Source organism: Mesorhizobium sp. M0491 (genome assembly GCF_040321265.1).
Classification (GTDB): domain Bacteria; phylum Pseudomonadota; class Alphaproteobacteria; order Rhizobiales; family Rhizobiaceae; genus Mesorhizobium.
On record NZ_JAMYRE010000012.1, the window covers coordinates 227,104 to 245,546 of the forward strand.

Here is an 18,443-nt window from a genome sequence, read left to right on the forward strand (position 1 = left end):
TCCTCAGCGCGCCAGAACGGATTTGAAGACCCGGCGTAGTTCGGCCGCCGGATCGGCCGCCAGCGTTTCGCTGCGCCAGGCGACGTGGTGGTCGGGACGAACGATCAGGCAGCCGGTGTCGCGGATCTCCCGTGCGCCGGCCCAGTCGCCGGTATGATCCTCGATCGCGCGGCGTGGGCCGATCACATGGCTGCGGATCGGCAGACCGAGCTCCGCGCCCACCGTCTCCGCCGCGGCGACCCACGCCTCTCCGCCAATGCCGGTCAACAGCGTGAACTCGCCATGCCCGCAAAGATCGAGCGTCGAGACCTTCCTGCCCGAGCGCTCGAAGACCCAGACATGCGGCAAGCGCGCGCCCGGCCAGGTTGTCGGCGCATAGTGCAGCTCGCGATCCTTCTCGAAGGCCGGCTCGCGCTGGCCGTCGGTCACCACCGCGCCCGAGGCATAGCGCTGGTTCATCTCGACGCCATGGGCGTCGAACTCGTACTTCTTGAAGGCGATGGCCTTGCGGAGCGCCTCGCGCTGCGCTTCGGCGACGGGCGTCGCATCGGCGCGAGCCTCCATGTTCCTCTGGATCTTGTCGTGATCCACGCCGCCGTCCATGCCGAGCGCCTCGAAGATCGGTCCGAATTCGGCGATGGACTGGTTCGCCCGTGTCACGATCTGGCGCGCGATCGGTGCGCGCTCGGCCGAGAAGCTGTCCAGAAGCCCGACCCCCGCCTGCCCCTTGATGACCTTGGCAAGCTTCCAGGCGAGGTTGAACCCGTCCTGGATCGATGTGTTCGAGCCGAGCCCGTTCGAGGGCGGATGCCGGTGCGCGGCATCGCCCATGATAAACACCCGCCCCTTCTGCATGTGCGTGGCGAAGCAGTTGTTCACGGTCCAGGTGTTCGCGCCCAGGAGCTCGATCTCGAGCGCGGGATCTCCGACCAGTTGACGCGCGACGCTGGTGGCCAGTTCCGGCGTCACGTCCGGCGGCGGCTGGTTGATGTCGTAGCCCCAGACGATCAGCCACTCGGTCCAGGGCCGCACCATGCGAACGAGGCCCATGCCGATGCCGCCGACGTCGGCGCCGGGCTGCATGACCCAGTAGAGGACGCTTGGCCGGTGGGCGACATACTTCGAGAGATCGGCCCTGAACAGGATGTTCATCGAGCCGCCGACGCCCATCTTGCCTTCGAGCGGCAGGCCCAGATGCTCGGCCACCAGCGAGTTGCCGCCGTCGGCACCGACGAGGAACTTCGACCGCACGGTGAAATCCTTGCCCGACAGCCGATCGTGGCAGGTCGTCGTCACGCCGTCCGCATCCTGGACATGGCTGACATATTCCGTGCTCATGCGTGCCTGCGTCCCGCGGGCGCAGGCCGACTTGAACAGGATCGGCTCCATGAAGGTCTGCGGCAGATCGTTCATGAAGCAGGGAGACGACAGGAGATGTTCGGCCTTCGAGAGCGGGTGGATGCCCCAGCTCTTCATGCGGCCGATCTCCTCGCCGGCCAGGCTTTCGCAGAACACGTTCTCGCCCATCAGCTCCTGCGGCGAGGCGTGCATCATGGCCTCCGCCTCGACATCCGGACCGAGGTCGCGCAGCACTTCCATGGTGCGCTGGTTGGTGATGTGGGCACGCGGCGTGTTCGACAACCAGCGGTAGCGATTGACGATCATGTTGGCCACGCCGTAGCTGGACAGAAGTGCCGCCGTGGCCGAGCCGGCTGGGCCCGTGCCGATGATCAGCACGTCGGTTTCGATATCCGCCATCAAATTCCTCCCTCGATCTTCGGACCGGTCAGCCTGCGGCGAACCGGAAACAGGTGCAGGCCATTGCGGGACGCGATCAGGCCCCACAGCCCCTTTGGTGCAAAAAGCATCACGACGACGGCGATGAGGCCGAGCGTCATCAAGTACCAGCTGCCGTAGTCGGCCAGCGCCGAACGCAGCGCAAAGAAGACCAGCACGCCGAGGATCGGCCCCTCGATGGTGCCGATGCCGCCGATGACGACAATGAAGATGACGTTGGCGGTCCAGTCGGTGACGGCAAAGGCCGCGCTCGGCGAGATGCGGGCCGTCTGCAGGAAGATCAGCGCGCCGGTCAGCCCGGTGGCGGCCGCGGCGATCAGAAAGACCGCCCATCTGAGCCGGCCGGTATCGACGCCCACCGATTGCGCCGCGTCGACATTGTCGCGCACGGCCGCCAGCGCCAGCCCGAGGCGACTGCGCAGCAGCCAATAAATGCCTCCCGTCACGGCCACGAGCAGCGCCAAAGCCAGCCAGTAGGCCATAACATCGCGTGCCGCGGCCTCGCGGACCCCGAACAGCGCCCGGACCGCATCGGTGCCCAGGATACTGCTCGTCGCCTCGCGCGGCAGCGAGGTGCCGGTGCCGCCACCGAGCGCCTTCCACTGCGCGACCAGCAGTCGCGTCACTTCGGCGATCACCCAGGTGCCGATGGCGAAATAGGCGCCCTGCAAACGGAACGCGAAGAAGGCCGTCGGAACCGCCAGCACCAGAGCGGCAAGGCCGCCCAGCGGGATCGCCAGGACCGGATTCCAGCCGAGCAGGATCACGCCGGCGAACATCGCATAGGCGCCGATGCCAACGAAAGCCTGCTGGCCCACCGACACCAGGCCGCCATAGCCCGCCAGCAGGTTCCATATCTGCGCCAGCGTCAGCATGGTGAGGATGAAGAAGAGATCCTGTATGACGCCACGCGAGGCCACGGCAGGCAGCGCGAGCGCGGCGACGATGAAGATCGGCACGATGATCGCGGTCACGGTTCCGGCGCGGGTGCGGGTTGTCAGTCGATACATGCCGCCCTCAATCCACTGCGCGCGGAAAAAGCCCGCGCGGCTTGAGCAGCATCACGGCCAGGAAGGCGATGTGGCCGGCCAGGATCTGCCATTCCGGATTCAGCGCGGCGCCAAACGTCTGCGCCACGCCGATGATGATCCCGCCCGCGAGCGTCCCCCACAGGCTGCCGAGGCCGCCGATGATCACCGCCTCGAAGGCATAGATCAGCCGCGCCGGTCCGATCGAAGGATCGAAGTTCGCCCGCATGCCGAGATAGAGTGCCGCCAGCGTCACGACGACCATGGCGATCCCGGTGGCGATCGCGAAGATCCGCTTCGGCTCTATCCCCATCAGCCCCGCCGTCACGACGTCGTCCGAGGTGGCGCGGAAGGCACGGCCGAGGGCGGTGTGGTAGAAGAGCGCGTTGAGCGCAATGATCATCACGATCGCCGAGGCAAAGGTCATCAGCGGCATGATCCCCACCGTGACCAGCCCGAGATCGAGCGATGCCCCTTCCAACGCGCCCACCGGGATGCGGCGGCTGTCGGCGGAGAAGGCCTCGAGCAGGCCGTTCTGCAGGGCGACCGACAGGCCGAAGGTGACCAAAAGCGGCGGCAGGATGTCCTTGCCCAGCACGCGGTTCAGAACGGCGGTCTGCAGCAGCCAGCCGAGCGCGAACATCACCGGCATGGCGACCAGAGCGGCAATCCAGGGCGACAGGCCGAGCAGCGTGACGCCCATCAAAACCAGGTAGGCGGCAAGAATGATGAGGTCGCCATGGGCGAGGTTCACCAGCCGCATGATACCGAAGACGAGGCTCAATCCCGCTGCGAACAAGGCATAGAGCCCGCCCAGCAGAATCCCTTGCACGAGGGTGTCCAGCCAGATCATCGCCGCGCCACCTCGATCAGGCCATAAGAGCGCTGCGCGAGCAGATGACAGAGCCTCGGTTGCCGCGTCATGCCGCCACTCCGAAATAGGCGGAATGGATGTCTTCGCGCGTGACCTCAGCCGCCCTGGCGGCCAGCGTGACGCGACCCTCCATCATGCAGTAGACGCGATCGGCCACCGCCAGCGCCTTGCCGATATCCTGCTCCACCAGCACGATCGCGGCGCCGCCTTCGCGGATCCTGGGAAGGGCTGCGTAGATATCGCGGATGACGACCGGCGCGAGGCCGAGGCTGATCTCTTCGCAGAGCAGCAATTGGGGGTTCGACATCAGCGCCCGGCCGATCGCCACCATCTGCTGCTGGCCGCCCGAGAGCGCGGTGCTGGGGCTCTTGCGCCGCTCGCGCAGGATCGGGAAAAGGTCATAGACGGCGTCGAGGTTCCACGGCCCCGGCACCTTGCGCGCTTGCCCGCCGACCAGCAGGTTTTCCTCGACGGTCAGCGAAGGGAACAGTCGGCGCCCCTCCGGCACCATGGCAATGCCGCGCTTCATGATCTCGGCCGAAGACAGCGCGCCAATCGGCTCGCCCCTGTGCAGCACCATGCCGGGCTCGTTGCCGATCACGCCCGTGATCGAGCGCATCAGCGTGGATTTTCCGGCGCCATTGGCGCCGATGATCGCCACGCATTCGCCCGCGGCCACGCTGATATCCACACCGAACAGCGCCCGGAACTGGCCGTAATTCGCGGTGAGGCCGCGCGTTTCCAGCATCAGACCTCGAGCCCCAGATAGATTTCGCGAACCGCCTTCGAGGCCATGATCTCATCAGGCGCACCGATCCCGATCACACGCCCAAAATCCAGCACGAGAAGCCGCTCGACCACCGAATTCAGGGCGTGCAGCACATGCTCGATCCAGATGATTGTCGTGCCCCTGGCGTGGATCGCCTTGATCGTCGCGACCAGGGCCTTGCATTCGCCCTCCGTCAGACCGCCGGCGATCTCGTCCAGGAGCAGAAGCTCAGGGCCTGTCGCCAGGGCGCGGGCGAGTTCGAGGCGCTTGCGGTCGAGAAGGCTCAGCGAGCCGGCCACGAAATTGGCCTTCCTGAGAAGCTCCGTCTCCTCGAGGATACCAGCGCAATCGTCGACCATCTCGGCCTCGCGTGCGCCGCGGCCGAAGGCGGCAGCGGTCAAGAGATTTTCGAACACGGTCAGCCCCTCGAAAGGCTGCGGAATCTGGAAGCTGCGGCCAACGCCCATGCGCACCCGCTCCATCGCCGGAGCACGGGTCACGTCGCGGCCGAGCAATTCGATGCGACCCTCATTTGCAAACAAGTTGCCGGTGATCAGGTTGAAGAGCGTCGATTTTCCGGCGCCGTTCGGGCCGATAATGCCCAGCGCTTCGCCGCGCGGCACGCTGACGGTCACGGAATCCGCAACCTTCAAGGCGCCGAAGGACTTCGAAACGTTTTCCAGCCTGAGTATCATCACTGTCATCCTTGGGTCGCGCCGAACGAGGGCGGCGGTATCAGCCGCCCTCGGCAGCGTCAGGCCAGGGCTTCCATCTTGCCGGCGGTGGGTATCTGGGAGGCGCCGGCGTTTTCGACGATCACCAGATCGAAGCCGCCACCGGCCTTCTTGCGCCACTGCCCGCCAACGAGCGGCGTCTTGCAGACGTTCTTCGCGGCGAAAGGTGGCAATCCCGCACCGCTCCAGGCCACCTTGCCCACTACCGTCGTCATGTCGGTGGCCGCTATCGCCGCCGCGATCGCCTCGGCATTGGTTGGATCCGACACGCGGCCCATGACATTGGCCGCCACCTCGAACAGCGAATGGACAAAACCGATCGGCTGGGTCCAGGGACGGCCGGTCTTGGCGGTGAAATCCGCAGCGAGTTCGGCCGAACTCTCGCCCGTCAGCGACGATTTGAACGGATGCGAGGCCGACCACCAGACCTCGGACGAGAGGTTGTGGCCGGCGTCGCCGAGCGTCTCGACCGATTGCGGGAAAAGGATCGCCTTGGCCACCGTCACCGCCTTGGGCTTGAAGCCCTGCTGGCGGGCCTGGTTCCAGAAGGTGGTGAAGTCGGGCGGAATGACCACCCCGGTAACGATCTCGGCATTGGCGGCTTTGAAGGCGTTGACCTGCGCGGTGAAATCGTCCGAAAGGTTCTGATAGCGGCCAGGATCGGCAAGGCTGAAGCCGGCGGCGTCGAGGCCGGGCTTCAACCCATTCTTCGGGTCGCCCCAGGCATTGCCGTCGGCATCGTTGGGGAACAGCCCGCCCACCTTGCCGTTGGTGGAAAGCTGCTTCCACATGCCGGTGTAGACGGCGATGATGTCTTCGAGACCCCAGAAATAATGATAGCCGAAGTTGAAAGGCTTCCACGAGGCCGGATCGGCCGGACTGCCCTGCTGGCCGATGAACCAGGGCTGCCACGGCGCCATCGTCGAGATGACCGGCACGCCCTCCGCCTCGCAGGTGGTGGCCACTGGGTTGGTGTTCTCGGGCGTCGAGCCGACGAGCATCAGGTTGATCTCGTCATCGACGATCAGGCTCTTCGCCACCTCGGCCGCGCGATTGGGGTTCGACTGGCTGTCCTTGACGATGACCTCGAAGTTCTTGCCTGCCTCGGAAGCGAGGAAGGCCTTGATGTTGTAGGCATCGCTCTCCGCGAAGCCGGCAAGCGGCCCGGTCTGCGGCGAAACATAGCCCAGGCGGATCTTGGCGCCTTGCGCGATGGCCGGCGTCGCCAGGCGCGAACCGGCCAGCGCCAGGCCTGTCGCCGCCGAGGCTTTCAGTAGGCTACGTCTTGTGATCATGTGTAGTTCCTCCCTCTTGTTTTATTCTCAAGCCCCCGGACGGCGTCCCTCCCACGCCGCCTGAAGGAGTTCCCTTATCGATCCTGGATCGATTGGCCTCGGATTCGCATAGGCATTCTTGACCGCGATCGCCGCCGCGCGGTCGAGATCGGCCTCCTCGATGCCGATCGCCTTCAGGCTCAGCGGGGAGCCGACCGACTGTGCGAAATCCCAGAGCCCGCCGCCCGCCGAGCCACCACCGAATGCCCTAGTGATCGGACGCAACAGATCAGGCACCGCCGTTTCGTTGAAGGCGGTCGTGTACGGCAGCAGGATGGCGTGGGTCTCGGCATGCGGCGTATCGAACGAGCCGCCGAAGACATGCGCCAGCTTGTGATGCAGCGCCATCGAGACATAGCCGAGCGCGGTCGAGCAGCACCAGGCCGCATAGAGCGCCTGCGTCCGCGCCGCGCGATCCTGCGGGTCGCGGATCAGCCTTGGAATGCCGTCCTTGAAGGCAATCATGGCATCCCTGCACATGAGCACGATCACCGGGTTGCGATCGGGGGCATACAAGGCCTCCATCGCATGAGCGATCGCGTTCATCGCCGAGGTGACGGTGAGACTTACCGGCAGGCTCAGTGTCAGATCGACGTCGTAGATCACCGTCTCGGGGCGAATGTCCGGCGAGCGGCGGGTAGTCTTCTCGCCGGCCGCCGTCTCGCCGAGGATGTCGGTCATTTCCGAGCCGGCATAGGTGGTGGGAATGACCACCTGGTCGGCGCCCGTGCGCACGGCAATGGCCTTGCCGAGCCCGGTGGTCGAGCCGCCGCCGAGGCTGACGACCGCCGAAGCGCCGCTGCCGCGGAAGGCACCGACGGCCTTTTCCGTGACCTCGACAGGGGTATGCATGACCGCGCCGGCAAAGATCCCGGCGGCGAGGCCACCAAGGCTTACGGCCAGTCTTTCCGCATCGCCCATCTGATGCGGTGTCGAAAGCACCATCACCTTGTCATGGCCGAGCCGCCGGACTTCCTCTTCGACGCGAGCTATGGTGCCGGCACCGAAGACCACCCGTGTCGTCAGGCCCGGAAAGGTGAAGCTGTCCATCATCGCGCCGCCTCCATGCGCGGGCCGCGCCCGGCCGCGAGGTCGTCGAGGATCGTGCCCAGCATGACGATCTCGGCGTCCGAGACCTCATGGCCCCGTCCCGGGAAGAGATCGGCCCGCAGGCTCGCGCCAATGCGGCCCAGCGACTGCGCGGCATCGGCAAACGCCGAGACTGGTATCCAGGGATCGGCATCGCCGCCGGAAAGATAGATCGGCATTCCGGCCGGCGCGGCCTCGGATCTTTCGTCCGCCGGAACGCCGACACGGCAGCCCGTGAAGGCCGCCAAAGCATCCGGCGGCGGCAGCCCCGCGCAGAGGTATTCGATCGACAGACACGCCCCTTGCGAGAAGCCCGCGAGAAGAAGCGGCAGTCCGGGCAGTTCGGCCCGCGCCGCGACCATTGCGGCCGCAAGGTGGTCGAGCGCGTCGGAAAGCTGCGCCCGGGCGACCGGCGTCAACGGGTCGACGGCACGCGCCTCCCACCACATGCCGTGTGGTGCACGCGGCAGGATAAAGGCCACGGCGGTTGCGGAAAGCCGCGACAGCACATGGGACTGCATCTCTTCGGGCGATTGGCCACGGCCGTGGACGAAGACGCAGATCGCCTTCGCCTCCGGGCCTCTTGGCCCAAGCCGGAGCGGACCGCTGCCTGAACTCACGTGAAGTCCGCCTCTTCCAGGCCGACCTGCAATTCGCTCTCACGATCTTTGAACCACGGCGGGAAGACCAGCGTCTTGCCGATCTGGCCCGGAGGCTCGTCCTTGGCCCAGCCTTCCGGCGTGGTCCAGGCAATTTCGAACAGCGCGCCGCCGGGCGAGCGGACATAGCAGGACTTGAAGTAGTTGCGGTCCTTCTGCTCCGATATATCCGTGAAGCCGAGACCCTCGATATGAGCGCGCAGTTTCAGCTGGTTCTCTTCGTCGCCGGTGTTGAGGGCGAGGTGGTGGATCGTACCGCCCGCCAGCGTCCAGGTGCCCTGCGGGCTGTCGCGGTCGACAATGACCTCCACGCGCTGAGCGACGCCGGTCGCGTCGGGCACGCGGAACACCAGTCCCTCATGGTCGTCAGCCTCTTTCTCCAGCGGCAACGCGATGGTCAGGAAGTCGTCCATCGCAGTGCGGTCCATCACCGCCACCACGGCGCCGTATATTCCCTTGATGCCGTGCGCCTTGCCGATGCCCTGCGCCTCGTTGGTGATCGGCGCGCGCGTATCCCTGTCGCTTTCCACCAGCTCGTGCGGAATGCCGCAGGGATGTGCGAAAGCCGCACGGTCGGCGCCAAAACGAGTGATCTTGATGGCCTCGATGCCGCGCGCGTTCAACCGGTCGACCCAGAAATCCGCGGCCCCCTTGGGAATCGACTGCATGATGGTGCGCGACTGGTTGGACCCGCGGCGGCCATAGACGCCTGGCTTGCGGAACGGGAAGGTGGTGATGATCGTCGAGGCATCGCCGTTGGGCGAGCCGTAATAGAGGTGATAGACAGGGATGACGCCGTCGAACAAGACGGTGCGCTTCACCGAATGCAGGCCCAGTGCCTTGGTATAGAAATCAAAATCTTCCTGAGCGCTGTCGGTCGAGAGCGTCAAATGGTGGTAGCCGCTGACACGTGCCATCGGTCATCTCCTCCCAGAGGTTTCGGTTTCGCCCCGCCGCTGTGGACAGAGCACGAGGTTGAGGTCGAGCGCGTGCTTCCGTTTTCCTCCGTTGGGCGGCAGCGCGCGGAACTCGGCCATGAGTTCGGGTTTGACCCCGAAGATGGCATCCCGGCCGATCGCAGGGTCCGACCGGTCGAAGATGTGGGTCGTCAGCGTCTCGAAGCCCTCCGCCGAGACGCGAAAATGGATATGGGCCGGCCGCTCGAGGCCAAGGCCAAGCGCCGACATCAATTGACCGACCGGTCCGTCCGATGGCAGCGTGTAGCCCTTCGGCTTCACCGTCACGAAGACGAAGCGTCCCTGCGGATCGGTGCGGAACCGTCCACGCAAATTGAATTCCGGCTGCCTGTCGGGTTCCTGGTTCTCGTAGAGACCCTCGGCATTGGCCTGCCAGATCTCGACCATCGCATCGCCGATCGCATCGCCGTCGAGCGCGACGATCCGGCCCGCAACCTCCAGCGGCTCGCCCTTGTGATCGCGCGAGATGTTCGCGCCGAGCGGCATCACCGGCACGTCGGCCCGGTAGAAGGGGCCGGCCAGGGTGTTTGGGGTCGCCCCAACAGGGCGCGGGCTGTTCTGATCCTCGATCAGCGACGACACGCCCAGGACGTCGGCGAACAGCACCCATTCCTGGCGCCGCGCATCGGCGTAGTGGCCAACCTCGGTCAGAAAATCGATCGCCTGACGGAACTCCTCGCCCGAGGGTCGCAGCTCGACGATCAGCGCGTGCAAACCGTCGACGGCTGCCTGCGCCGCCGCCGCCAGGCGGGACTGGCCCATTGCCGTCAGGCGCCGTGAGAATTCCTCGGCCTGCGTCGAGATCGCCTTGGGGAATTCATCTCGCTTCGGGTCGTGCTGGCCGTGCATTCCGCCGGGGCCTCCCTTCCCCTTGCCAAGCGGGATAGCACGGCCCGACGCGATGCTTGATGAGATGTGGCGTCCCTTGTATAGCGTTTTGCTATGAAGCTGAACGAGCGCCACCTCATGCAGCTCGCCGCGGTGCTGGATGCCGGCGGCGTGTCGGAAGGAGCCGCTATGCTGGGCCTGACCCAGCCGGCGGTCAGTCGATCGCTGGCCATGCTGGAGGCGCGGGTGGGCGAGCCGCTTTTCCTCAAGGGTCGCCGGCCGCTGCAGGCGACACCGCTCGGCTTCCAGTTGGCGGCGCAGGGCCGCACGATCATCACCGCGTCGCGCAAGGCGTCGGATGCGGTCCAGGGCTTCATGAAAGGCACGAAGGGCGTCGTCCGTGTCGGCGGCGTGCCCTTCTTCATGGATGCGATGATCAGCCGGATGATCGGAGAATTCCAGAAGCTCGAACCCGAGGTCACCGTTCAGCAAAGCTATATGAACCTGCCCGAGATGGTCGCGGCGCTGGAGAGCAACCAGATCGATCTCGGGATCGTGCCGATCGGCGTGCTCGACCTGGGACCCGGCTTCGAATTCACCGAAATCCTGCCCGGACGCAACGTCGTGGCTTGCCGGCCCGACCATCCCCTGCTGCGAAATCGCCGCCTCAGGGCGCATGACCTGACCAGCTTTCCCTGGGTAGCCCCCCTACCCGGCTCTCCGCTGATGTCGGACCTGCAGATGATCCTGATGAGCATCGGCATGTCGGACCTCAACGTCCGCTATTCGGGAGGCTCGCTGATGAGCGTGATCAACTTCCTTGCCGAAACCGATGCGCTGGCGGTGCTGCCATTCTCCGTGGTCTTCGCGCAGCGCAAGGAAAACCGGGTGACGGTGCTGCCCTATGAAATTCCGCAGCCCAGCCGCTCACTCGGCATCCTGCGCCGGGTCAGCGGACCGCGCTCGCCGGCGGCAGAGCGCTTCGCCGGCCACGTCACGACCGCCTTCGAGAATCTGAAGCACATCATCAAACGGCACGAGAATGCCGTCGTCTGGGGGCGGTAATCCAGCCGACATGGCGCCCCTTACAGCTCCAAGAGCCAGGAGCGGACGTTTGGAGCAGCGAGACGATCGGGCGTCCATTGGCCAGTCTCGTTTTTCCCGAACGGGATCCCGGTTTGAGGAGCTGAAGGGCACACCGGTGAGCGCCAGTATCAGCGAAGCTGGTTCATGGCGCCTATTCAGCATCGCCAGCAATGAAGTGCGGCTCTCCCACCCCATTCCGTGCAGGAATGGAACTCCCGTGCCTGTATTCGGTTGGGTACAAAGCCGGCGTCCCACACGCGCTGGCAAGGGTGCGCTGAGGTGACAGATGCTCGACGACGAAGAGGCCGAAGGTTTGTAAGTGCGAATATCGATCTTGGTTGAGCCTCCTATCACCGGTTTGCCTTCACCTCACGGCGAGGGCAACTCCGCGCGACCAGATCAGCTAATGTCCTCCAAGACCCCGGGCGTCATCTACGACATCAAGGGTCTGTTCCCCAGGCATGTTACGGATGGGCGCTTCTGATGAGGGTTCTGGTCACCGGCGCGGCCGGCTTCATAGGGTATCACGTAGCCAAGCGGCTGCTGGAGCGCGGTGACGAGGTCGTCGGCATCGACAACGTCAACGACTACTACGATCCGCAGATCAAGGAGGCGAGGCTGCGGCTGCTGGACGAGGCGAGCCGCAAGACCAATGCCGGCTATCATTTCATCCGCGGCAATCTCGCCGACAAGAGCGTGGTCGACGCCTGCTTTGCCGACCATGCATTCGACCGGGTGATCCATCTCGCCGCCCAGGCCGGGGTTCGCTACAGCCTGGAAAACCCGCATGCCTATGTCGAAAGCAACATCATCGCCTACACCAACATGCTGGAGGCCTGCCGCAACAGCGCCGTCGCGCACCTGACCTATGCCAGCACCTCCAGTGTCTACGGCGCCAACACCGACATGCCGTTTTCCGAGCATCGTCCGGCCGACCATCCGCTGCAGTTCTACGCCGCGACCAAGCGCGCCAACGAGCTGATGGCGCACAGCTACAGCCATCTGTTCCGATTGCCGACGACCGGGCTTCGCTTCTTCACCGTCTATGGTCCCTGGGGTCGCCCGGACATGGCGCTGTTCCTGTTCACCAGGAACATCCTGGCCGGTGAGCCGGTCAAGCTGTTCAACAACGGCAACCACACGCGCGACTTCACCTATGTCGATGACATCGCCGAAGGCGTGATCCGCGCCAGCGACAGCCCGGCCACGGGCAATGCCGCCTGGGACTCCAGCCGTCCCGATCCGGCCACAAGCAGCGCCCCCTGGCGCATCTTCAACATCGGCAACAACAACCCGGTGAAGCTGACCGCCTATGTCGAGGCGCTGGAAAACGCGCTGGGCCGGAAAGCCATCGTCGAACTCTTGCCGCTGCAGCCCGGCGACGTGCCCGATACCTTCGCCGACACCTCGGCGCTGGAGCAGGCGATCGGCTACCGCCCGACGACGACAGTGACCGAAGGGGTGGGGCGGTTCGTCGAGTGGTACCAGGCGTATTTCGGGCGGGGATAGACAAAGTCTTTGCAAGATCACGGCTGGCAAACTCGCCTCAGGCCACCGTCCAGTGATGCTCGATGGCTGCGCCAGCTCCTGCCAGCACGACGCCCACGGGATTGGCCGCCCCCCCCCGCAATTCGCACCACAGCAACACTGATCTTTGATGGGTGATGTTGCGGTTCCGCTCGCCCGCCATCCGCCATTCGCGTTCGTTTATTTCATTGGGCAAAAAACTACCGACAGCGGACAAACTGCCTCGCTATTCGAATGATGCGGTAGCGGCACATAACGCGCATGTTTCCTCCAGCCGGAGGCGCTTCATCCCCGCGCCGCCGGTTAGGCTCGACGGCCGCCCGCCCCCAAAAAGCCGTCGGGCCGCCAGAAATCCCGACATCCTATTGGCTCGCCCTCCTCCACCTCGCCATCACTGTGTAAATGCCTTGGACATCTGATCCGCAAAGGGTTTCAACAGATAAGACCAGACATTGCGTTCATCGGTGCGGATATGAACCTCGGCGGGCATACCTGGCCTCAGCACCTTCGCTTCGGTCAGGCAGTTCGATTTGCTTTCAACCTTTATACGCGCCGAGAAATAGGAAAGCTGACGTTGCGGATCTTTAATCAGATCTGCCGAGATGTGTTTCACTGACCCTTGGCAGACCGGAGTGGTTCCCACGTCGAACGCCGGAAAACGGATCGATACCGGCTGCCCTGGCCGGACGTCGTCGACCCGCGACGGAGGGATCAGCGCGTCCACCACAAGATCGTCGGCATCAGGTACGATGGTCATGAGCATCTCGCCAGGCGCGATAACGCCGCCGACGGTATGGACAGCCGATTCCTGTATCGTTCCGGACTGCGGCGCGCGGATCGTTGTCTTGGTCAATTCATCCTGGGCCACAATCCTCCGTTCGTTGAGTTCGGTCTGCTTGGCTTCCGTCTCGCGGAGTTCGGTCGTCACGTCAGTGCGCCTTTGGTCATCCAGTTGCAGCATCTGCAACCCCGTTTCGCTGATGCGCGCCTGCGCTTCAGCTACTGCTGCAGCGAGGCGCCCCGATTCTCCCCTGGCCCGGGTGGCATCCAGCCTGATGTTGCTCACCCTCTCCTTGGAGACGAGTTTTTTGGCATAGAGGGAATCAACGTCGGCGAAATCCTTATTCAGCAGAGCAACCGATTCATCCACCGCGCTCTGTTGCGCTTTGAGGCCGTCGATCTGACGTTCAAGTTGCTGGGATTGGCTTCTCAACTGTGCCTTCTGTCCAGCCAAAGCCGAAGCGCGCGTTTCAAAGAGCGCGCGCTCGCCATTGACGAGCGCAGCCAGCTCCGGCTGGTTCATTCGCGCCTTCAGGCCGACCGGCAGTTGCATTTCCGCCAGGCCCGTTCGCTCAGCCTCCAGCCGAGCGAGCCGGACGGTCGCGCGATCGAGATCCTCACTGATGATTTGCAGGTTCGCGCGAGTCAGCGTGTCATCCAGCCTGACCAGCACGTCGCCGCCTCGCACATGATCTCCGTCCTGCGCGAAGATCCCGCCCACTGTGCCTCCGGTTTGATGCTGGACCTTCTTGACGTTGCTTTCCACCACCACGGTGGCTGGTGCAACCACAGCGCCGGCGATCTCGGTCAATCCCAGCCATAGGCCGCCGCCAAGGACCAGCAGACCGGTAATCGCCAAGCCGAATATCAGGTTGGCCCGTATACCGTCCGGCAGATCTGGCGCGCTCACGGCAGGCCGTTTGCTGCCACGAAGGGTCCGAGCATACGATGAGAAGGTGACGAATGTTTCGAGCAGACCTTCATGCATGTCCGGCAACACCCGGTATCGGCGCCAAAGAAGATGGCCGAGGTGAAACAGGCGGTGAAGGTCGGAGCACGTTCGCCAAGACCTGCTCGCGCGAGCCAAAGGCATGAACCGTCCCATTCGACATAACCAATACCTGATCGATGTTGGCGAGAGCCGAAGGACGATGCGCAACGACAATGACGATGCCTCCGCGCTGACGCACTGCCCGTATGGCGCCGGCCAGGGCAGCGTCCCCATCTACGTCGAGGTTCGAATTCGGTTCGTCGAGCACGACAAGAAACGGCTCGCCATAAAGTGCTCGGGCGAGACCCACGAGTTGCCTCTGCCCTGCCGACAGGGCCGCTCCGCCCTCGCCGATGCGGGTCTGAAATCCCTGAGGGAGTTGCATTATCATTTTCTCGACGCCGGCTGCTTTTGCCGCCGCAAGGACGCCTTTTGGATCCGTCTTGCCTCGGAACCTCGAAATGTTGTCTGCTACCGTGCCGTCAAACAACTCCACATCCTGCGGCATGTAGCCGATATGGGCGCCGAGCTGTTCCGAGTTCCATTGATCGAGAGAGGCACCGTCCAATCTCACCGAGCCATGGAGCGGCTTCCACACCCCGACCAACGAACGCACCAAAGTTGTCTTGCCGGAACCGCTTGGGCCGATTACGGCCATCCCAGCGCCTCTCGACAGATGGAAGCTCACATTCACCACGGTTGGCTTTGGCAAGCCGGGCGGCGCAATGGTCAATTGCTCGACCGCAAACCGCGCCTGCGGCCGAGGCAACTCCATTGGCTCGTCCTGGCGGCCGAATGCCGCCATGACCGCTGCCAGCTCGGAATAGCTGCGCCGGGCCGACAGAAAGCCTCTCCAGTTTGCGATCGCAGCATCCACCGGGGCCAAGGCGCGGCCAAGCAAAATGGAAGATGCGATGATCACCCCAGGTGAAGCCTCGCCGCCGATCACCAGGTAAGCGCCGAGACCGAGAACACAGGACTGCAACGCCATCCGCAGGGCCTTCGACAGCGAACTGGCGCCACCAACGACGTCAGAGAGACGTTCCTGCTGGGCGAGATAGGCTCGGCTGACGTCGCTCCAGCGTCGAGCCAGTCGACCAGACAGCCCCATTGCGTGAACGACTTCGGCGTTGCGCCGGCCGGAATCGGCAAGCGCCCGCTGCGACAGCAGCTCCTCCGAGGCACGCGCGGCGGGGCCTCGGCTAAACACTTCCGCGATCGCTGTTAAGAGGACCACAGCGATCGCGCCGACCGTCGCCAGCAGGCCGAGCGAAGGATGGAGCAAATAAATGATCAGCAGATAAAAGGGGATCCACGGGGCGTCGAAGATGACCGTCGGTCCCGTTCCGGAGAGAAAGCCGCGCAGTCGGTCAAGATCGTGCAAAGGCTGCAGACGGTCCGCATCACGCCCTGCCTTGAGCGGCAGGGACAGGGAGATGGAGAACACCTTTTGCTGCAAATTCCTATAGAGACGGCTGCCGATGCGGACCAACACGCGAAGCCGCACGAAATCCAGAAGCCCATGGACCGCATACAGACCCAGCATGCCGATCGTGAACCCCACCAGGGTGGGAACGCTCTGCGACGGCAGAACGCGATCGTAAATCTGCAACATATAGACCGAACCGGTCAGAGCGAGAATGTTTATCACTGCCGAGAACAGCGCCACGCCAAGCAGCCCAGGCATGCAGGCGAGAATGGCGGAACGTAGCTCGGGAGAACCGGCCCCCGATGTTTTCATGACCAGCGGTCGTTCGCGCGACACTGCCGCGCCGTTACTTCCGTAAGTTGTGATGGCTCAAACCTTTCTTGATGCGCATAGCAGCCGCTATCCGTCGCCCCCCTTATTGCGCTCTGCTTACATACGTCGACTTTGAGGAAAATGCAGCGGATTCGTGGCATGAACCGGCGAAACGCGGCCGCCGACGTCTCCCTGTCTGGGGATAACTTCACGAAAAATGACGATTTTGCTAAAGGAACTGGTCAGAACGGAGCCGGCAAAAGAGGCGTATGTCCTTGCTCCCAAACACTTTCAAAGGTGCCACAGTCGGCTGAGCAAAATACCTGCCACTGAGCAACAACTTAGATCAATCAAACATTCTATCTCGCTGTGTTTCGTATTTGATTTCATCCTAATGTAGCAATCACCTAAGCAGACGCGGGGCATAAATCGAATCAACCAAAGGATCATTGGATGACACTCCATTATGCGTCCGGTGGATCAGCCACCGAAGTCGCAACCGCCGGGTTCAACCTGGTCGATGTTCAATATCTCTCGCAGGTCAATGCTTTGCCGGACGGCATGAAAGGCCTCGTCTATCTCGGCGCGCATGACGGCGTCACCTCCTCCTTCATTGAAAAAGTTACACCATTTCTGAACAACCCGAAGGTGTTCGGATTTTTCCTGATGGACGAGCCAGATCCCACCGGCAGGTGGGGCACATATGCAACTGCCGAAAACCTGAAAGCGGAATCGGATTGGATCCATTCCCATTTTCCGGGCGCCAAGACCTTCGTCACCATGATGAATATGGGGTCTCCTACAAATCCGGATTTTTCCAACACCTATAATCCGGCCAATACAGGCATCGACTATTACGGGTTGGACCCGTACCCGGTGCGCGATGACGTGAGCACGGTCGACTACAACATGATCGACAGGGCCGTGGGCGCGGCAGTGAAGTCCGGCATCCCGATCGACAAGATCATTCCGGTCTACCAGACTTTTGGCGGTGGCAACTGGACGACCGACACGGGCGGGAAGCATCAGATGCCAACGACGGAACAGATGCAAACGATGATAGATCATTGGGCAGCACTGGTTCCGTCGCCTGCCTTCGATTATGCCTATGCCTGGGGCTCGCAGAACGGAGACACAGCTCTGGAGAATTCGCCGGCACTGCAGGCCTTCTTCCAGCAGCACAACCTCCAAAGCACCGGTGGCTCTGCCGCCCCTCCAGCAAGCGATCCGATCGATACCCCGACCACGCCGCCAAGCGACGCCGGCGCCCCTGCTCCCGCCGCGCCGGCCCCGTCGGACAGCGATCATATATTCCATGGCACGCGCGGCGCAGACGTTTTTCACGCGACCACGGGCAATGACAAATATCTCGTCAACAATGCCCATGACAAGGTGATGGAAGCGCCAAGCGGCGGGGTCGACAAGGTCGTGGCCTCGGTGAGTTACGCTCTTACGGCGGGCTCACATATCGAGCAGCTCTCCACCGCCAGTTCGGGTGGCAGGGCGTCCATCAACCTGACCGGCAACGAATTCGGTCAAGCCATCTATGGGAATGGCGGCGCCAACAAGATCAATGGTGGCGGTGGCGCGGACAAGATGACCGGCTATGGCGGCAATGACACCTATTACGTCGACAATGCCCACGACAAGGTGGTGGAGCAGAGAGGAAGCGGCGCCGATAAGGTTCTTGCCTCGGTGAGCTTCGCTCTTTCGGCTGGCTCGCATATCGAGCAACTCGCAACCACCAAGGCATCCAGCAAGGCCGCCATCAATCTGACCGGCAACGAATTCGGACAGACCATTCAAGGCAATGCCGGTAGCAACAAGATCGACGGTGGCGGCGGAGCCGATACGTTGAGCGGGCGTGGGGGCAGAGATGCCTTCGTGTTCAGTACCGCCCTTGGTGCTGGAAACGTGGACAAGATCACTGATTTCAACAAAGCGCAGGACAAAATCCACCTCGATCATTCCATCTTTGCCGGTCTCGATCAGGGGGGCCTCTCGTCGGACGCTTTCTTTGCCGGCAAAGCCGCGCATGACAGTTCCGATCACATTATCTACAACAGTTCGACGGGAGCTCTTTCTTTCGACAGCGACGGCGTCGGAGGCGCAAACCAGATCCATTTCGCGAGCCTCTCTCCGCATCTGTCGATTACCGCATCGTCTTTTCTGGTCACCTGAACCAGCCCAGCGAAGAAACGCTTTAAGAAGTCGGCGAGGCCCTTGGGC

Annotated in this window: 15 protein-coding genes; 3 read left to right on the forward strand and 12 right to left on the reverse strand. The window is 63.4% G+C overall.

All coding sequences use genetic code 11. The features are described from left to right. Window positions 1-3: 3 nt before the first annotated feature. The 10 genes from NKI69_RS17910 to NKI69_RS17955 all read right to left on the reverse strand — a co-directional run bounded on the left by NKI69_RS17910 (window position 4) and on the right by NKI69_RS17955 (window position 10,110). Window positions 4-1,758 (reverse strand): FAD-dependent oxidoreductase, encoded by a 1,755-nt coding sequence (locus NKI69_RS17910; protein ID WP_352722231.1) that lies wholly within the window; start codon window positions 1,756-1,758, stop codon window positions 4-6. Then, window positions 1,758-2,807 carry a branched-chain amino acid ABC transporter permease gene (locus NKI69_RS17915; RefSeq protein ID WP_352440111.1) on the reverse strand — a complete coding sequence of 350 codons (1,050 nt, stop codon included), beginning with the start codon at window positions 2,805-2,807 and terminating at the stop codon, window positions 1,758-1,760. Before NKI69_RS17915 ends, NKI69_RS17910 begins: the two co-directional genes overlap by 1 nt. 7 nt (window positions 2,808-2,814) lie before the next feature. Beyond that, on the reverse strand, window positions 2,815-3,678 hold the full coding sequence (locus NKI69_RS17920; RefSeq protein WP_023808929.1) for a branched-chain amino acid ABC transporter permease: 864 nt from the start codon (window positions 3,676-3,678) through the stop codon (window positions 2,815-2,817). 67 nt (window positions 3,679-3,745) lie between these two features. Further along, window positions 3,746-4,447: an ABC transporter ATP-binding protein gene (locus NKI69_RS17925; RefSeq protein ID WP_352722233.1), complete on the reverse strand. Its 702-nt coding sequence runs from the start codon at window positions 4,445-4,447 to the stop codon at window positions 3,746-3,748. After that, window positions 4,447-5,163: an ABC transporter ATP-binding protein gene (locus NKI69_RS17930; RefSeq protein ID WP_032908626.1), complete on the reverse strand. Its 717-nt coding sequence runs from the start codon at window positions 5,161-5,163 to the stop codon at window positions 4,447-4,449. The genes NKI69_RS17925 and NKI69_RS17930 overlap by 1 nt, the downstream gene beginning before the upstream one ends. Window positions 5,164-5,222: 59 nt before the next feature. Continuing rightward, window positions 5,223-6,497, reverse strand: coding sequence for an ABC transporter substrate-binding protein (locus NKI69_RS17935; protein WP_023808932.1), 1,275 nt, complete (start codon window positions 6,495-6,497; stop codon window positions 5,223-5,225). A gap of 27 nt (window positions 6,498-6,524) precedes the next feature. After that, entirely contained in the window at window positions 6,525-7,589 is a 1,065-nt protein-coding gene (locus NKI69_RS17940; RefSeq protein ID WP_023808933.1) for a maleylacetate reductase, read from the reverse strand. Then, entirely contained in the window at window positions 7,586-8,245 is a 660-nt protein-coding gene (locus NKI69_RS17945; protein ID WP_023808934.1) for an alpha/beta hydrolase, read from the reverse strand. The genes NKI69_RS17940 and NKI69_RS17945 overlap by 4 nt, the downstream gene beginning before the upstream one ends. Then, the gene (locus NKI69_RS17950; RefSeq protein WP_023808935.1) at window positions 8,242-9,201 is read right to left on the reverse strand and encodes a VOC family protein; all 960 of its coding nucleotides are present in this window, start codon (window positions 9,199-9,201) and stop codon (window positions 8,242-8,244) included. Before NKI69_RS17950 ends, NKI69_RS17945 begins: the two co-directional genes overlap by 4 nt. 3 nt (window positions 9,202-9,204) lie before the next feature. Beyond that, entirely contained in the window at window positions 9,205-10,110 is a 906-nt protein-coding gene (locus tag NKI69_RS17955; protein ID WP_023808936.1) for a dioxygenase family protein, read from the reverse strand. A gap of 93 nt (window positions 10,111-10,203) precedes the next feature. Between NKI69_RS17955 and NKI69_RS17960 the strand changes: the two genes are divergently transcribed. Next, complete coding sequence (locus tag NKI69_RS17960; protein WP_023808937.1) at window positions 10,204-11,154, forward strand: LysR family transcriptional regulator; 951 nt, start codon at window positions 10,204-10,206, stop codon at window positions 11,152-11,154. A gap of 504 nt (window positions 11,155-11,658) precedes the next feature. Further along, entirely contained in the window at window positions 11,659-12,684 is a 1,026-nt protein-coding gene (locus NKI69_RS17965) for an NAD-dependent epimerase (RefSeq protein WP_352722236.1), read from the forward strand. A gap of 409 nt (window positions 12,685-13,093) precedes the next feature. Here the strand turns inward: NKI69_RS17965 and NKI69_RS17970 are convergent, their stop codons facing one another. Beyond that, window positions 13,094-14,470 carry an HlyD family type I secretion periplasmic adaptor subunit gene (locus tag NKI69_RS17970; RefSeq protein ID WP_352581652.1) on the reverse strand — a complete coding sequence of 459 codons (1,377 nt, stop codon included), beginning with the start codon at window positions 14,468-14,470 and terminating at the stop codon, window positions 13,094-13,096. Then, window positions 14,463-16,214 (reverse strand): type I secretion system permease/ATPase, encoded by a 1,752-nt coding sequence (locus NKI69_RS17975; RefSeq protein WP_352722239.1) that lies wholly within the window; start codon window positions 16,212-16,214, stop codon window positions 14,463-14,465. The genes NKI69_RS17970 and NKI69_RS17975 overlap by 8 nt, the downstream gene beginning before the upstream one ends. A gap of 561 nt (window positions 16,215-16,775) precedes the next feature. Here NKI69_RS17975 and NKI69_RS17980 point away from each other — a divergent pair. Continuing rightward, window positions 16,776-18,395, forward strand: coding sequence for a calcium-binding protein (locus tag NKI69_RS17980; protein WP_245273057.1), 1,620 nt, complete (start codon window positions 16,776-16,778; stop codon window positions 18,393-18,395). Window positions 18,396-18,443: the final 48 nt, after the last annotated feature.

Coding starts and splice junctions, on each gene's coding strand:
- NKI69_RS17915 (WP_352440111.1), bottom strand. CDS start 2,807: ATGTATCGACTGACAACCCGCACCCGCGCCGGAACCGTGACCGCGATC.
- NKI69_RS17950 (WP_023808935.1), bottom strand. CDS start 9,201: ATGGCACGTGTCAGCGGCTACCACCATTTGACGCTCTCGACCGACAGC.
- NKI69_RS17930 (WP_032908626.1), bottom strand. CDS start 5,163: ATGATACTCAGGCTGGAAAACGTTTCGAAGTCCTTCGGCGCCTTGAAG.
- NKI69_RS17965 (WP_352722236.1), top strand. CDS start 11,659: ATGAGGGTTCTGGTCACCGGCGCGGCCGGCTTCATAGGGTATCACGTA.
- NKI69_RS17960 (WP_023808937.1), top strand. CDS start 10,204: ATGAAGCTGAACGAGCGCCACCTCATGCAGCTCGCCGCGGTGCTGGAT.
- NKI69_RS17925 (WP_352722233.1), bottom strand. CDS start 4,447: ATGCTGGAAACGCGCGGCCTCACCGCGAATTACGGCCAGTTCCGGGCG.
- NKI69_RS17940 (WP_023808933.1), bottom strand. CDS start 7,589: ATGATGGACAGCTTCACCTTTCCGGGCCTGACGACACGGGTGGTCTTC.
- NKI69_RS17955 (WP_023808936.1), bottom strand. CDS start 10,110: ATGCACGGCCAGCACGACCCGAAGCGAGATGAATTCCCCAAGGCGATC.
- NKI69_RS17970 (WP_352581652.1), bottom strand. CDS start 14,470: ATGCATGAAGGTCTGCTCGAAACATTCGTCACCTTCTCATCGTATGCT.
- NKI69_RS17975 (WP_352722239.1), bottom strand. CDS start 16,214: ATGAAAACATCGGGGGCCGGTTCTCCCGAGCTACGTTCCGCCATTCTC.
- NKI69_RS17980 (WP_245273057.1), top strand. CDS start 16,776: ATGAAAGGCCTCGTCTATCTCGGCGCGCATGACGGCGTCACCTCCTCC.
- NKI69_RS17920 (WP_023808929.1), bottom strand. CDS start 3,678: ATGATCTGGCTGGACACCCTCGTGCAAGGGATTCTGCTGGGCGGGCTC.
- NKI69_RS17935 (WP_023808932.1), bottom strand. CDS start 6,497: ATGATCACAAGACGTAGCCTACTGAAAGCCTCGGCGGCGACAGGCCTG.
- NKI69_RS17910 (WP_352722231.1), bottom strand. CDS start 1,758: ATGGCGGATATCGAAACCGACGTGCTGATCATCGGCACGGGCCCAGCC.